The organism is Actinoallomurus sp. CA-142502 (assembly GCF_050936355.1).
In the GTDB taxonomy this organism is placed as follows: Bacteria; Actinomycetota; Actinomycetes; order Streptosporangiales; family Streptosporangiaceae; genus Actinoallomurus; species Actinoallomurus iriomotensis.
Genome location: NZ_JBNJMY010000001.1, coordinates 685,720 through 700,212 on the forward strand (window position 1 = coordinate 685,720; position 14,493 = coordinate 700,212).

Annotated in this window: 13 protein-coding genes; 8 read left to right on the forward strand and 5 right to left on the reverse strand. The window is 74.1% G+C overall.

All coding sequences use genetic code 11. From position 1 onward, the window contains the following. Window positions 1–12: 12 nt before the first annotated feature. The gene (locus tag ACQEV1_RS03790) at window positions 13–723 is read right to left on the reverse strand and encodes a CTP synthase C-terminal region-related (seleno)protein (RefSeq protein WP_285635309.1); all 711 of its coding nucleotides are present in this window, start codon (window positions 721–723) and stop codon (window positions 13–15) included. A 77-nt stretch (window positions 724–800) separates the two neighbouring features. Between ACQEV1_RS03790 and ACQEV1_RS03795 the strand changes: the two genes are divergently transcribed. Together ACQEV1_RS03795 and ACQEV1_RS03800 are read left to right on the forward strand one after the other, a co-directional pair. Next, window positions 801–1,670, forward strand: a complete 870-nt coding sequence (locus tag ACQEV1_RS03795; protein WP_433391199.1) for a LysR family transcriptional regulator — start codon at window positions 801–803, stop codon at window positions 1,668–1,670. 100 nt (window positions 1,671–1,770) lie between these two features. Next, window positions 1,771–2,424, forward strand: a complete 654-nt coding sequence (locus ACQEV1_RS03800; protein ID WP_433391202.1) for a nucleotide exchange factor GrpE — start codon at window positions 1,771–1,773, stop codon at window positions 2,422–2,424. A gap of 10 nt (window positions 2,425–2,434) precedes the next feature. On the opposite strand, the gene ACQEV1_RS03805 is transcribed toward ACQEV1_RS03800, so the two are convergent. Beyond that, the gene (locus ACQEV1_RS03805; RefSeq protein ID WP_433391205.1) at window positions 2,435–5,173 is read right to left on the reverse strand and encodes an AAA family ATPase; all 2,739 of its coding nucleotides are present in this window, start codon (window positions 5,171–5,173) and stop codon (window positions 2,435–2,437) included. A gap of 276 nt (window positions 5,174–5,449) precedes the next feature. Between ACQEV1_RS03805 and ACQEV1_RS03810 the strand changes: the two genes are divergently transcribed. After that, window positions 5,450–7,129, forward strand: a complete 1,680-nt coding sequence (locus tag ACQEV1_RS03810) for a PucR family transcriptional regulator (protein ID WP_433391208.1) — start codon at window positions 5,450–5,452, stop codon at window positions 7,127–7,129. Window positions 7,130–7,148: 19 nt separating this feature from the next. On the opposite strand, the gene ACQEV1_RS03815 is transcribed toward ACQEV1_RS03810, so the two are convergent. Together ACQEV1_RS03815 and ACQEV1_RS03820 are read right to left on the reverse strand one after the other, a co-directional pair. Next, window positions 7,149–7,931 carry a DUF899 domain-containing protein gene (locus tag ACQEV1_RS03815; protein ID WP_433391211.1) on the reverse strand — a complete coding sequence of 261 codons (783 nt, stop codon included), beginning with the start codon at window positions 7,929–7,931 and terminating at the stop codon, window positions 7,149–7,151. Between the two features lie 104 nt (window positions 7,932–8,035). Beyond that, window positions 8,036–9,124 carry a PP2C family protein-serine/threonine phosphatase gene (locus ACQEV1_RS03820; RefSeq protein ID WP_285635321.1) on the reverse strand — a complete coding sequence of 363 codons (1,089 nt, stop codon included), beginning with the start codon at window positions 9,122–9,124 and terminating at the stop codon, window positions 8,036–8,038. 314 nt (window positions 9,125–9,438) lie between these two features. Here ACQEV1_RS03820 and ACQEV1_RS03825 point away from each other — a divergent pair, with 314 nt between their 5' ends. From ACQEV1_RS03825 to ACQEV1_RS03845, 5 genes are read left to right on the forward strand one after another with little or no spacing between them, the layout of a single operon-like run. After that, window positions 9,439–10,809, forward strand: coding sequence for an ATP-binding protein (locus ACQEV1_RS03825; protein ID WP_433391215.1), 1,371 nt, complete (start codon window positions 9,439–9,441; stop codon window positions 10,807–10,809). After that, window positions 10,806–11,219: a roadblock/LC7 domain-containing protein gene (locus ACQEV1_RS03830; protein ID WP_285574754.1), complete on the forward strand. Its 414-nt coding sequence runs from the start codon at window positions 10,806–10,808 to the stop codon at window positions 11,217–11,219. Before ACQEV1_RS03825 ends, ACQEV1_RS03830 begins: the two co-directional genes overlap by 4 nt. Continuing rightward, window positions 11,216–11,569: a DUF742 domain-containing protein gene (locus ACQEV1_RS03835; protein ID WP_285635328.1), complete on the forward strand. Its 354-nt coding sequence runs from the start codon at window positions 11,216–11,218 to the stop codon at window positions 11,567–11,569. The genes ACQEV1_RS03830 and ACQEV1_RS03835 overlap by 4 nt, the downstream gene beginning before the upstream one ends. Then, complete coding sequence (locus ACQEV1_RS03840; protein ID WP_285635331.1) at window positions 11,547–12,146, forward strand: GTP-binding protein; 600 nt, start codon at window positions 11,547–11,549, stop codon at window positions 12,144–12,146. Before ACQEV1_RS03835 ends, ACQEV1_RS03840 begins: the two co-directional genes overlap by 23 nt. After that, a complete protein-coding gene (locus ACQEV1_RS03845; protein WP_433391221.1) occupies window positions 12,143–13,513 on the forward strand; it encodes a cytochrome P450 in 1,371 nt (456 codons plus the stop codon). Before ACQEV1_RS03840 ends, ACQEV1_RS03845 begins: the two co-directional genes overlap by 4 nt. Here the strand turns inward: ACQEV1_RS03845 and ACQEV1_RS03850 are convergent. Then, window positions 13,471–14,487 (reverse strand): hypothetical protein, encoded by a 1,017-nt coding sequence (locus ACQEV1_RS03850; RefSeq protein WP_433391224.1) that lies wholly within the window; start codon window positions 14,485–14,487, stop codon window positions 13,471–13,473. The genes ACQEV1_RS03845 and ACQEV1_RS03850 overlap by 43 nt on opposite strands. Window positions 14,488–14,493 lie beyond the last annotated feature (6 nt).

The window sequence follows — 14,493 nt, forward strand, 5'->3', positions numbered from 1 at the left end:
TCGCCCGGCGGGTCAGGCCGTCACGGTGCGGGTGGCGTGCGCGGCGGCGGCGAAGGCCCTGATGATCGGGTGGGGGCGGCTGCCGTCGCCCGCCAGCTCGGGCTGGAACAGCGTGGCCAGATGGAACGGGTGACCCGGCAGCTCGGCGATCCGTACCTCGCCGTTCTCGTCGGCGCCGCTGAACCGCATCCCGCGCTCGCGCAGCACGTCGAGGAACGCCTGGCTCAGCCCGTACGAGCAGTGGTACCGCTCGACCGTGTGCTCGGCGCCCAGGATCCGCCGGGCCAGCGAGCCGTCCGCCACCCGTACGACGCCCTCGTGCCCGACGAGCGAGCAGGCCAGCGGCGTGATCAGCGGGTCGCCGGTGGCGGACGGGTACTCGGCGTGGTCGGCCGAGGCGAGCCCGCAGACGTTCCGCGCGTACTCCAGGAGGGCGTGCTGGAAACCCCCGCATGTACCCAGGAACGGGATGTTCCGCTCCCGTGCGGTACGGGCGGCGGCGACTGCGCCGGCCAGGCTGCGGTACGGGCTGCCCGGCACCAGCCAGATCGCGTCGAAGCCGTCCACCGCGCCGTCGGCCTCTTCGGTCGGGATCCAGTACGCGTCCAGGACCAGGCGGTCGCGCTCCGCGAGCGCCGCGAGCAGCGTGGGGATCCGGACGTGCGCCCGTACGTTCGGGGAGCGGTCGCCGACCAGGGCGATCCGCGGGGTGAAGGTGTCCATGCGGTCATCCTGGACGCGAGGGCGAGTTCAGCGCCAACGATGATCTCGTGACTTGTCATCAGTGATACTTATGTGGCGTGGACACGCACCTGCTCCGCACGTTCGTGGCGGTGGCCCGGCACGGCTCGTTCACCGCCGCGGCGACCGAGCTCGGCTACACGCAGTCGGCCGTGTCCCAGCACGTCGCCGCGCTCGAGACCGACCTGCGGACGCCGCTGCTGCGCCGCCGCCCGGTCGCGCTCACCGACGCGGGCGCCCGGCTGCTCGAACACGCCGAGCCGCTGCTCCTGCGTCTCGCCGCCGCGCGCGCCGACGTCACCCGTCTCGTCGCCGCGCCCGCCGAACACCTCGTCGTGGGCGTCTCCGCGCTGGCGCTCGGCGGCGGGCTCGAGGGCGCGCTGGCGGAGGTACGGTCCCGGCGACCGCTCGTGTCCCCGACCGTCCGGGTGCTCGAACGCGCCGAGATCGCGGCGCGGGTCGCCGACGGCACCCTGGACCTCGGCCTCGTCGACGGCGTCGCGGCCCCGACCGACCCGCTGCCCCTGCCGGACGTGGGCCCGCTGAGCGCCGTCGCGGTGGCCCAGGCTCCGCTGGCCGTCCTGCTGCCGCCCGGCCATCCGCTGGAGGGCCGGCACGGGCTCCGCCTGGCCGACCTGGCCGACGCCCGCTGGATCGACGCCCCCGAGGCCGCGATGCCCCTCGACCGGCTGCGTGCCGCGAGCGGCTCGGACGGGTTCCGGCCCTCACTGCGCTACGAGGGCACCGACGTACGCGGCCTGATCGCCCTCGCGCTCGCCGGGCACGGGCTGGCGCTGCTGCCGGAACCGGCGCTGGACGGCGTGGCGGCCGGGGTCCCGGTGCCCCGGCTCGTCCACCGCGTCGAACTGCTGCACGGCGGCCTGACCGACGGCCCGGCCGCGCTCCTCGCCGCCGCGCTCACCGGCTGAGACAGGGCCGGGCTACCAGGTCTGAGGATGTGCCCGCGCGCCCATGCGACGAGCGTCGGTTGCAGGAGAGTCGTCGCCGGGCCGTCAGGGAGGCAGGATCATGGCTCCGATGAAGGACACCGGGCCGGTGCCGGAGGAGCCGCGTGCCTGGCCACGTGACCCGGGCGGCGAGACCGCGCCGCAGGCCGACGACCGCGGGGAGGGCGCCTGGCCGCAGGAGGCCGGCGCATCGGAGCCCGAAGCCCGGGCCGGGCCCGACACGGAGACGCCGGGCCCCGAGGAGCCGGAGTCCGCGCCGGCCCAGGACGATCACGCCGCCAAGATCTCCGAGCTGGAGGACCGGTGGCGGCGGGCGCTGGCGGACCTGGACAACTTCCGCAAACGCACCGTCCGGGCCCTGCAGGAGGAACGCGACGCCGAACGCGCCCGTACCACCGCGCGGTGGCTGCCGGTCCTGGACGACCTCGAACGCGCCCTCGACCACGCCGACGCCGAGCCCGGCGCCGTCATCCAGGGCGTCCGCGCGGTCCTCGACCAGGCCCGCGACGTGATCGCCCGCCTCGGCTACCCCCGCCAGGAGGACATGGGCGCGCGGTTCGATCCGGCGCGCCACCACGCGGTCACCGTCGTGCCCTCCGACGCGCCGGACGGCACGGTCGTACGGGTGCTGGCGCCGGGATACGGCGAGGGCGCGCGGCAGCTGCGACCGGCACAGGTGCTGGTCGCCAAGGGGCGCCCCGAAGGCCGGCCCTGACGACGAGGTCTCACGCGCTGCGCTGGAGGGTGAGGCGGGCCAGTTCCACGCGGGAGCCGATGTTCAGCTTGCGGAACACGTGGCGCAGGTGGAACGCCACCGTGTGCGCGCTCATGAACAGCTGGTCGGCCACCTGACGGTTCGTCAGGCCCTGGGCGACCAGCTCCGACACGGCGCGTTCGGTGTCGGTGAGGCTCGCCCAGCCGGAGACCGGGCGGTCGGTGCTGCTCCAGTGCCGGCGGCGTACGCCCAGGCGCCTCAGCCGGCGGCGGACCCGGGCCGCGTCACGGACGGCCTCCATCGTCTCGTACGCGGACAGGGCCGTGTCGAACGCGGCCACCGCGCGGCGTCTCGCCTCGGCGGTCTCCTCGTCCGCGGCGACCAGTACGGCCAGGTCCTCCGTTGCCGACGCCCGTGCCCACGGGTCCAGGTGGTCCGCGGCGGCCCGTCCCAGCGCCGCCGGTGAGCCGTCCAGCAGGCCCCGCGCGTGGTCCGCGGCGGCGCGGATCGCGGGGAAGGCCGGGTTGTCGGCGGCGAGGCGCTCCACGGCGGTGACCACGGCCTCGGCCGCGGGCCGGGCGTCCACGGCGGGCGCCGTACGGACCAGCCACGCCGCCGCCGCGGGATCGGCGACCAGCGTCCAGCGGTGCCGAAGGACCTGCTCGCACAGCGCGCCGAAGTCGCCGGCCAGCCGTTCCGCTCCCTCCCGCGCCTCGGTGACCTGGGCCGCCGCCAGCGCGAGCGCGGTGTGCGGATAACCCGGCGCGGCGCGGGCGGTCCGGTGCGCCGCCGTGTGCTCGTGGGCGGCGCCCACGTTCCCGGCCCGTAGCGACGCCGTGACGAGCACCGACCGCGCGGACGCCACGAGCAGCCGCGGGCCGCCCGCCGAGGACAGGCACGTCTCCGCGGCGGCGATCGCCTCGTGGAACCGGCCCGCCGCCAGGTGCGCCCGAGCGGCCAGCACGGCCGGCGCCGCCGACCACGCGAGCGGCCCCAGCGTGTCGTCGCCGGCACTCGTCATGACGGTCCGCGCCGTGTCGTGCCGCTGCGCGTCGGTGAGAAGCATGGCGAGGACCAGCCGGGGATGGACCCGGCGCGTGTCCGCGGCGACCGCGCGGCGTACGGCCTCCTCGGCGAGCGCCAGGCCGGACGTCAGCCGGCCCGCGTCCCACTCGGTCAGCGCGAGCGTGATGAAGGCCCCGGCGACCAGGGCGTCGCCGTGCTCGCCCTTGGAGGAGACGATCGCCTGCGCGCGCTCGCGGGTGCCGGAGCCCGCGTTGGCGTTGAGGAGAGCCAGTTCGGCGTCGTCGCGCAGGCCGCCGGGCAGGCCGGGCTCGGCGAGTGCCGCCGACGCCTCTTCGGCCGCCTCGTCGTCGCGTCCCCGCAGGCTCAGGATCTCCGCCAGCACGCAGTGCAGCCGCGCGCAGGCCGGCGCGGGCATCGGCCGGTCGAACGCGGCACGCGCGAGCCGGGCGGCCTCATCCAGCCGGTCCGTGGCGGTGAGGGCGCGGACCGCGGTGAGGGTGCGCTCGGGCCGTGCGGGTTCGGCCGGGCCGGTGAGTTCCAGGGCGTGCATGGCGAGCGTCGCCGCGTTCCGCGGCGACCTCGGCAGTACGAAGGCGATCACCTCGTCGAGCCGGGCCAGGGCCCGCGCGTCTCCCGGCCGTACGCCGCGGATGAGGTGGGCGGCGGCCGAGGCCACCGAGTCCTCGCGCCCGGCCAGCAGCTCGCCGATCTGGCGGTGCAGGGCCTGCCGTACCGGCGGCGGCACCGTCTCGACGACCACGCGGCGGATCAGCTCGTGCCGGAAGCGCAGAACCGCCGGCGCGGCGGCCAGCAGCCCGGCCTCCAGCAGTTCCTCCAGGCCGGGTACGAGCGCCGCCGGGGTCGTGCCGAGGATCTCGGCCACGTCCTCCGGGCAGAAGGAACGCCCCAGGACGGCGCTCACTGTCAGCAGGTGGCGCGTCCTGGGGCTGAGTCCGCCGACCCGGCGGGCCACGCCGGTGCGGACTCGATCCGGCAGCCGCGCGGAGGAGAGGCGCGCGCGGCCGCCGGAGACCCTGATCGCACCCTCGTCGCGAAGGCCGGTCAGGAGTTCGGTGATGAGGAAGGGGTTGCCGCCCGCCTCGGCGGCGGAGGCCAGCAGTGCGGCGTCGGGCACCGCCCCCAAAAGGTCGATCGCGATCTCGGTCGCCGCGTCGTCGCCGATCGGGCCGAGGCGGCGGCGCTCGGCGCCGTCGCGCTCCCTGCGGTCGAACAGGCGGGCCGCGGCGTCGGGGCCCGCGCCCGTACACCGGACCAGCAGCCAGGCCACGGCGTGCCGGGTGCGCCGCGACGCGAGGGGCTCCAGGGCGGCGAACGTGTCCGGGTCGGCCCACTGCAGATCGTCGAGCGCCACCAGCACGGGACCCACGCGGGCACGCCGGTCCAGGGCCGACCGCAGCCGCTCGATCCACGGCTCCGGCGGCGACCGCTCGCCGAAGGCGGCCAGCAGCGGCTCGGCGGGCGCGGGCGAGCCGAACTCCCGTGCCCGGCCGGCGACCGTTATCAGCCCACGCGACGCGGCCTCGCGCACCGCCTGATCCATCAGCAGGCTCTTGCCCGTACCCGGCTCGCCCTCCACCAGGAGGGTTCCCGGCCGCCCGGACTCCGCCGCCCGCAGCAGCCCGAGCACCGCGGTCCATTCGCGCCTCCGGCCGCGCATCGTCCTCGCCGCGGGGTCCGGATCACGGGACACGGTAGCCGTCATGGCTTCAGCGTCCGGTGCGCGCCCAGGGCCCCGACAGGTCACCGCGGGGCCAAAACCGCGCGCCCGTACGGTCCGGGCGTCACGTGCCCCCGCGTACTCCGACCTGACGGGTGTCCCCGGGGGCCGAAACGATCAGTGATCCCGGTCCTGGGGGCCGGTGGTGCACAAACTGGGTACCTATGCTGGTAAGAGGGGGGAAATGGCTGGTCATCGCGCTTTCTGGGGTTGCGACCGGACCCGCCGCGCCGCCACGCGACGGACGGGGGGTGCGTCGCGATGCCGATTATCCCGGAGTCGCCGCCCGGCCCGTCCCCGCAGGATCAACTGTCCGGCATGCGGTCACTCCTCGCCCTGTCCATGGTGATGAGCGAGAGCGACGATCAGGACCACATCCTCGGGCTGGCGGCCACGGCCGTGCCCTCGCTCGGACAGTGCCGGCTGGAGGGCGTCCACCTCACCGACGGCGGCTGGCAGGCGGTGCCGGGCGTGCACGCCACCTCCGACGCCCGGGGAGATCTGGAGACGCAGTTCGCGGTGCTGAGCGTGGCCGGTGGGCCGGTGGCGGTGCTCGGACGCGGGTGGGCGTGGGCGTTCCCGCTGCGCAGCCTCGACGGTCATCTCGGCTACCTGGTGGCGAGCGCCGGCGGCGAACCGTCCTCGGCGGAGCAGTTCCTGCTGCGGGTGCTGGCCCAGCAGGCGGGGATCGCGATCGCCGGCGCCCGGCAGCGGGCCTGCCAGCGGGCCGACGCCGAACGGCTGCGGGCCGCCAACGCCGCGCTCGCCGAGACCGTCGCCGAACTGGAGTTCAGCACGACCGTGCACGAGCGCCTCACCCGCGTCGCGGCGGCGGGCGAGGGGCCCGAGGGCATCGCGATCGCACTGCACGAGCTGACCGGGTACCCGATCGCCGTCGAGGACCGGCACGGGAACCTGCGGGCCTGGGCCGGGCCGCGCCGCCCCGACCCGTATCCGAAGGAGCCGTGGGAGTCGCGCGAGCGGACACTGAACGAGGCGCTGCGCTCGTCCCGGCCCCTGCGGCGCCAGGACCGTCTCGTCGTCACGGCCGGCCCGCGCGACGACGTTCTCGGCCTGCTCGCCCTGATCGACCCGGGCGAGTCGGCCGGCCGCTCCGAACGCGTCGCCCTCCAGCACGCCGCGACCGTCCTCGGCCTCGAACTCGCCCACCTGCACAACGTCGCCGAGGCCGAACTGCGCCTCGGGCGTGACCTGGTCGAGGAACTCCTGTCCGGCGCGAGCGAGGAGACCGTGCTGGCCCGCGCCGACGCCCTCGGCTACGACCTGCGGCGGCCGCACCGGGTGATCGTCGTCGTGGGCCCGGTCGACGAGGGGTTCGGGCGCGCCGTCGCCGCCGCGATGCGGGACACGGGGGTCGGTTCGCTGTTCGCCGTACGGGGCCGGGAGGTGGTCGTGCTGTCCGACACCGACCGGCCGTGGTCGCGCTTCCGCGAGGCCGTACGCCGGGAACTGGGCGGCGGCCTGTGCCGGATCGGCGTCGGCGGGGCGTACGACCGGCCGCTGGACCTGCCGCGCTCCTACCACGAGGCCCGGCTGGCGCTGCGGCTCCAGACCGCCGTCACGGGCGATCACCAGGCCACGGAGTTCGACCGGCTGGGGGTGTACCGGCTGCTCGCGGACGTGGGCGAACCCGCGACGGTCGAGGGCTTCGTCCGCGAGTGGCTCGGGAACCTGCTGGACTACGACGCCCGCAAGGGGTCGGGGCTGGTGGGGACGCTGAGCCGCTATCTGGAGTGCGGGCGCAGCTACGAGGCGACGACGTCGGCGCTGGCGATCCACCGCAGCACGCTGAAGTATCGCCTGCGCCGGATCCGCGAGATCTCCGGCCACGACCTGGCCGACCCGGACACGTACTTCAACCTCCAGTTGGCGACCCGCGCCTGGAACACTCTCGCCGCCCTCCGCGCCGAACGCCCCTGACCCCTTCCGCGCCGTCGCGTCAGTGGTCGTGGTCACGCCGGCCGAGGGTCTGGACCGGGGTCGCGCCGGGGCGGGTCCACTGGGGGACGGGGCGGCTGGTCGGGCCCCAGGTGGCGTTCCCGTCCGCGTCCGAGCGCCAGTACCAGCACGCGTGCCGTCCCTCGGGCCGGCCCTCGGGCTGGTCCTCCCAGGCCTCGCGGCGGCCGTACGGCGTCATGTCGAGCAGGCTGAAGAACCCGGCGACCGCCTCGTTGCCCCGGCCCGTCGTGGAGTAGGTGAGGAACGCGCGGTCGCCGTCGCGCAGGAAGCAGGTGAGGTATCCCATGTCCCCACCGATCGGCGCGTCCACGTCGCGCACCGAGTACCAGGGCTGGGTGTAGCCCATGAACTCGACGTAGGGGGCCACCTCCTCCCACCGGCCCGTGGTCACGATGGCGAACGAGACGCCGCGGGCGTTGAGGTAGACCGCGTCCTTCAGGTGCCAGGCGATGTTGGTGCAGCCCTCGCACTGCCCCTGGTGCGGCGCGCCGTCGTGCCACATGTGCTTGTAGACCACGAGTTCGTCGCGGCCCTGGAACAGGTCCAGGAACGGGACCGGGCCGTCGGGCCCGACGACCTCCACCGTCCCGTCGAACTCCACCATCGGCAGCCGGCGGCGGGCCGCCGCCAGGGCGTCGCCCTGGCGGGTGTGGGCCTTCTCGCGGACCAGGAGCTCGTCGCGGGCGGCCTGCCAGGTGGCCAGGTCGACGACGGGCGGGCGGCCGGGCAGCGCGGTGGTCGGGTCGTCCGGCGTGATCGTCATGGTGTTCTCCGTGGTGTCTCGTGCCGGGCGGCGGCGCCCGACGTCCTGGGACGGTCACCGGTACAGACTCCCGACCCGGCCGGAACTCATCGCGGCGGCGGAGGTCAGTAGGTGGACAGGTCGGGGAAGGGCCCGACGTCCGGTGTCTGGTCGGCGCGTTCGACCACGACCACGGCGGCGTCGTCGGGCAGGCGGCCGCCCACGTACGCGAGGAGATCGGTGCGGAGGTGGTGGACCAGTGCCTCCGGATCGCCGTCCTGCCATGACTCGAGACGCTCCGCGAGCGGGTAGAACGCGCCGGATCGGTTCCGGGCCTCGATGACCCCGTCGGTGTAGAGCACGAGCAGGTCCCCGGGGCGGAACGGCAGGGTCTCCACGGAGTGGTCACTCGCGATCAGCTCGGTCATCCCCAGCGGCGGTGCGGGGTCCTGGAACCGTGGTTTGAGCACCCGCCGTCCGCGCAGCACCAGTGGTGGCGGGTGACCCCGGCTGATCAGGCGTACCACCGGCTCGTCGTCGGGCACCTCGGCCACCGCGGCGGTGATGAAGAACTCCACGGCGTGCGGAGAGTCCGTGCCGCCGAGTTCGGCGAGGTTGCGGGTGACGCTCTCCTCCAGATTGCCGACGAGCGCGGGGAGGCCGACACACCGGTGCGCGGCCTCGCGGAACGCGCACAGCACGGCCGCGGCGTCGCTGATCGCCGCCAGCCCCTTCCCGCGTACGTCGCCGATGAGCAGGCGGCTCGCGCCGTCGGTGCGGGCGACGGCGTACAGGTCTCCGCCGATGCGGGCCTCGGCCGCCGCGGCGATGTAGACCGAGGCGACGCGCAGCGGCCCGATCCGGGCCGGCATCGGGCGGAGCACGACGCGCTGCGCGGCCTCCGACACCGACCGGACCTGCGCGAGCTCCCGCTGGCGCCGGTCGCGGAGCAGGCAGTAGACCACCAGGAAACACGTGATCAGCACGAGTGCGCTGATCTGCACCTGGTGGTTGAGGGTGCTCAGCCCGCCGCGCAGCCGCCCGGCGAACAGCAGCGCCAGCAGCGCCAGCAGCCCCGAGAAGGCGGTCGTCCACGGGCCGGCGACCATGGCGGTCAGGGCCGGGGCCACCGCCAGCAGCGGGCCGAGGTGGACGTTGGCGGGCAGAAGGGCGTCGGCCACCACGATGGCGACGATGTACAGGATCGGGGTCAATCGCCACATGTGACCCGGTCGCCACGGTGAGCGGAAGAGGTTCTCGGCCTCCCGATGGTGCACGTGAATCTATTTACCCCGGCGGATTCGCCACCGACCGTCACCCGGCATCGCCCCGGGGCCGACCTCCCTATATAGGGGGAGACGCCACCCAAGTGGGCGGAATGGCCCCAACGTTGCTCGCCGGGGTCGTAAGATCACGCGGATGTGACCAGAACAGTGCGCTTTCGTCCGGACCGGGCGGCATGGGTGTCTTCCCACCCGGACCGGCGGAGCGACCCCGTAACCGATCCGGCCCGACAACCGTTCCTGTCTTGAGTCTCACCGCCCGCGAGGATCTGATGGAGCAACAACTGTTGGTGGCAGCGGTGTGTTGTCTCGCCGTGGTCACATTCGTCGTCGTGGCCATGCTGGTACGCCAGCGGCAGACCACCAAGCGCCTGCGCAACCGGATCGGCCTGCTCGAAAGCGGTGTGGGCGTCCGGGAGAACGAGATCGCACACCTGGTCACCGCGCGCCTGCCCGCCCTGGTCCAGTCCCTGAACGGCCGGCCGGTCGACGTTCCGGGCCCGCTGAACCCCCGGCTGCGCGACGTCCCGTACGGGCGGCATCTGGACAAGGTCATCGAGATGTTCTCCGAGGCCGGCGGCCGGGCCAAGGCGCGCGCCGACGAGTCCGCCAAGGCCACGCTGAAGGCGATGATGCGCGGCGTGCAGAGCCTGGCCAACGAACAGCAACTGGCGATCTCCCGGATGCAGGCCCAGCACGACGACCCGGACGTGCTCGAGGGCCTGCTCAAGATCGACCACATGAACGCGCAGCTCGGCCGCCGCGCCCAGGTCAGCGCCGTGCTCTGCGGATCCTGGCCGGGCCTGCAGCGGTCCGCCTCACCGCTCACCGACGTCGTACGCGGCGCCACCTCCCGGATCCGTGACTACCTCCGGGTCCAGGTCCACTCCCAGGTGAGCGACGCCGTCGTCAGCCGCGCGGTCGAGCCGGTCGTGCTCGCCCTCGCCGAACTGCTCGACAACGCGGCGCGGCACTCGCAGCCGAACACCCCGGTCGAGGTGAACTTCCAGCCGGCGCACAACGGGATGGCCATCGTCATCGACGACGCGGGCGTCGCGATGACCACCGAGGAGCTGAAGCGGGCCGAACGCCTCCTCGCCGGTCAGGAAACGGTGGACATCAACCGGCTCGGCGACCCGCCGCAGGTCGGGTTCGCCGTCATCGGCGTGCTCGCGGCCCGGTACGGCTTCCACGTTTCGGTGGACACGCGCTCGCCGTACGGCGGCGTGCGGGCCGTGGTCTTCCTGCCCACGGGGCTGCTGACCCGCATCGAGGACCGCCCCAAGGCCGCGGTCGCGGCGCCCGCGCCCGCGCCGGCCCGGCGTGAGCCGGTGCCTGAGCCCTCCGGCGCCCCGGTGGAGCAGCAGCCGTCGCTGACCGCGGGCGGCCTGCCGCGCCGGCGCCGCGTGTCCACGGCCGACCACAACACGAACGCGGCCCCGCCGGCTCCGGCGGCCGCGCCAGGGCGGCCGGCCCCGCAGCCGGGTTCGGTACCGCCCGGTGAACCCGTCCGTCCGGCCCGGCAGACCGCCGCCGGGCTGGGTGCCTGGCAGCGCGGCACCAGGTCCGGCCGCGCCACCGTCTCGCATGACTCCGAAGGGAAATCGCCGGAATGAACGACGCCGCGACCAACAAGCTCGGCTGGATGCTCGACGATGCCCTGAAGATGCCGGAGACGCGCCACGCCGTGCTGCTCTCCGCCGACGGACTGCTGATGGCCCACTCCGAGCGGATCAGCGTGGACAACGCCGAACGCCACGCCGCCGGCATGGCGGGCCTGCAGTCGCTCGCCCGGAGCACGGCGGAGTTCTGCAGCCAGGCGGAGACCACGTGGCGGCAGACGGTCACCGAGTTCGACGACGGGTACGTCTTCCTCGTCGCCGCGGGCCCGGGCGCGTACCTGGCCGTCTCGGCCACCGAGAACGTCGACATGGAGGCCGTGTCCTTCCGGCTGCAGGAGCTCGTGCAGCGTCTGGGCAAGGAGCTCACCACCCCGCCGAGAGGTGATCTGGGCGGCGTCCGGTGAGCCCGCCGCGGCACGACCGTGCGCTGGTCCGGCCCCACGTCGTCACGGGAGGCCGCGCGCACCCGACCCGCAACATCTTCGACCTGGTCACTCTCGTGATCGCGAGCCGTACCCAGGTCGCCGGGCTGAGCCCGGAGAAACGCAAGGTGATGGAGCTGTGTCAGGGCGGCGCACTCTCGGTCGCCGAGGTCGCCGCCCATCTCGCACTGCCCGTCAGCGTTACCAAGGTTCTGCTGTCCGACCTCGTGGACAGCGGGCACATCGTGACCCGCGCGTCCGCTGCCGAGCCCGCCGAGCCGTCGGACCATCTGCTCAGGGAGGTATTGGATGGGCTCCGCGCTCGTCTCTGACCGTCTGTACGTGCGCGAGAGCGTGCGCCACTCCGTGAAGATCCTGATCGTTGGGCACTTCGCGGTCGGCAAGACCACGCTCGTCGGAGCGCTGTCGGAGATCAAACCGCTGCGCACCGAGGAGCAGATGACGCAGGTCGGCGAGGCCGTCGACGACCTGACCGGTGTGCCGGAGAAGACCACCACCACGGTCGCCATGGACTTCGGCCGCCTCACGCTCAGCGACGACCTCGTGCTGTACCTGTTCGGCGCGCCGGGCCAGGAGCGCTTCAAGGCGCTGTGGCACGATCTGGCACGCGGCGCCCTCGGCGCGCTGGTGCTCGCCGACACGCGTCGCATCGAAGAATCCTTCGACGTGATGACGCTCCTGGAGGAGCGCGGCCTGCCGTACGCCGTGGCGATCAACGAGTTCGACGGCGCGCCGATGTTCCCGGAGGAAGAGCTGCGCGACGCACTCGACCTGCTGCCGACCACGCCCCTCGTCAGGTGCGACGCGCGCGACCCGGCGTCCTCGACCCAGGCGCTGATCTCGCTCGTCGAGTACCTGATCGAGAGCAAGAAGCGGGAGTCCGCGTGAACGGCGATCCGTCACCGGCCGGCACCCCGCCGCCGGGCTGCCCCGCGCACGGCGACCGGTACCCGCTGTACCAGCTGGCCGACGAGGCGCCCGCCGTGTACGAGCGCCTGCGCGCGCGAGGCCCCATCGTGCCGGTCGACCTGTCCCCGGGCGTGCCCGCCTCCCTCGTCACCGGGTACAACGAGGCCCTGCGGGTGCTGCGCGACCCGACGACGTTCCGCAAGGACCCGCGCGGCTGGCAGCAGACGGTGCCGGAGGACTGCCCGGTGCTGCCGCTGATGATGTACCGCCCGAACTGCCGGCACGCCGACGGCGCCGCCCACAGCCGGCTGCGGCTGGCCGTCACCGACAGCCTGGACCGCGTCGACCTGTTCGCGCTGCGCGGGTACGTCGAGAAGAGCGCCGAGATCCTCATCGGCCGCTTCGCGGGCCGGGGCGCCGGCGACCTGGTCGCCGACTATGCGCGCGTGCTGCCGCTGCTGGTCTTCAACGAGATGTTCGGCTGCCCGCCGGACATCGGCGACCGTCTCGTGCAAGGCATGAGCGGCATCTTCGACACCGTCAACGCCAAGCAGTCGAACGAGATCATGCGGGACGCCGTCCTGGAGCTGGTGCGGCTCAAGCGGCGGGAACCCGCCCAGGACGTCACCTCCTGGCTGGCCGAGCACCCCGTGGAGCTCACCGACGAGGAGATGATGCACCAGATCCTCACCCTCCTCGGCGCCGGTACCGAGCCGCTCCAGAACCTGATCGTGAACGGCCTGCGGCTGCTGCTGTCGGACGAGCGCTTCGCCGGCGACCTGTCCGGCGGCAACCTCCAGGTCGAGGACGCGCTCGACGAGATCCTGTGGACCGACCCGCCGCTCGCCAACTTCGCGATGACCTACCCGGCCGAAGACGTCGACTTCCGCGGTGTGACGCTGCCGAAGGACCAGCCGGTCGTCATCAGTCTCGCCGCCGCGAACACCGACCCGGCCCTGGCCACGGACCACCGTGGGGGCAACCGCGCTCACCTGTCCTGGAGCGCCGGCCCGCACACCTGCCCGGCCCAGGGCCAGGCCCGCCTCATCGCCTCGGCGGCCATCGAGAAGGTTCTCGACGCCCTGCCGGACATGGAACTCGCCGTGCCGGCGCACATGCTGAAGTGGCGACCGGGCCCGTTCCACCGCGCGCTGCACTCGCTGCCGGTCAACTTCCCGCCGGTGGCGGTCACACGGGGGGACGCGGCTTCCACACCGGCGGCCGACGTGCCCGCTCCGAAGGCGGGTCTGGCGGCCGTCCTGAGCGCCCGCAGGTCCGCGCACGGGCCGACGTCACGGCTCGGTCACCTGCGCCGCGCCACCCGGAGCTGGCTCCGCCACGGCTGACCCACGGCCGTGCGGACGGCGAGCGCGCAGGCCAGGACCAGCAGGGCCGCGGCCTGCCCGTACGCGATGAGATCGGCGTACGGAACGGCGTCGCCGACGTCGGTCGAGGACAGCCGCACGATGAGGACGAGCGTCGCGTACAGCGCGACGGCCGCCGAACGGTGCCCGGCCTCGCCGTCGGCCGACGACCGGGAGCGGAGCAGGCAGACGACTCCGGTGCCGAGCGCGACCCAGCAGCAGACGCCGTCCGGGTCCGGGATCAGGCTCGGGACCAGCCAGGGCACGGCGAAGACGGCGACCGCGCCGACCGGCAGCGCGGCGAGCCCGCCGAGGGGGCGTACGGCCGGCGCGTCCCGATGGAACGCCACCGCGAGCGCCGGCGCGGGCAGCAGCACGGTGGCCAGGGCGAGGATCACGACGTGCCACGGCCACACGAACGGCATGGCCCACCGCAGCAGCGGCGGCACGGCGGCGAGGACCGCGAGCAGACGTGCCGCACGGCGATGCCCGCGCACCACCGCCACGTAGACGGGGATCCAGAGCAGGTCCAGCAGGTGCCAGGCGACACGCGCGGCGGCGTCGATCGAGCCCGACTCGCCGTACGCCGTCCGCAGGACCTCTCGCGCCTCGTCGGATCCGAAGAAGACGGTGGTCAGCAGCCCGAGCGCTCCCGCGGCGGCCAGGACCGCCTGGGCGAGGACGCCGAGGACGGCGTACAGCCGGACGGTCTGCCCGAAGGCGAGCAGGCGCGGAGGCGCGCCTACGCCGCCGAACCAGAGGCGGACCGCGAGCGCGACCACGCTGGCCGTCTCGCCCGGCGCCGGCCGGCCGAGGCGCTCCTCCTCCGTGTCGCCCATGCCTTCGGCGAAGGCCGCGACCATCTCCTCCTCCCGTGCCGGCCGGTAGGACGGCGGGAGGATGCGCGGCAGCGCGCGGTACCTCTCGACGATCAGGCTCTCGTCCGGGTCCGTCATGCCGTT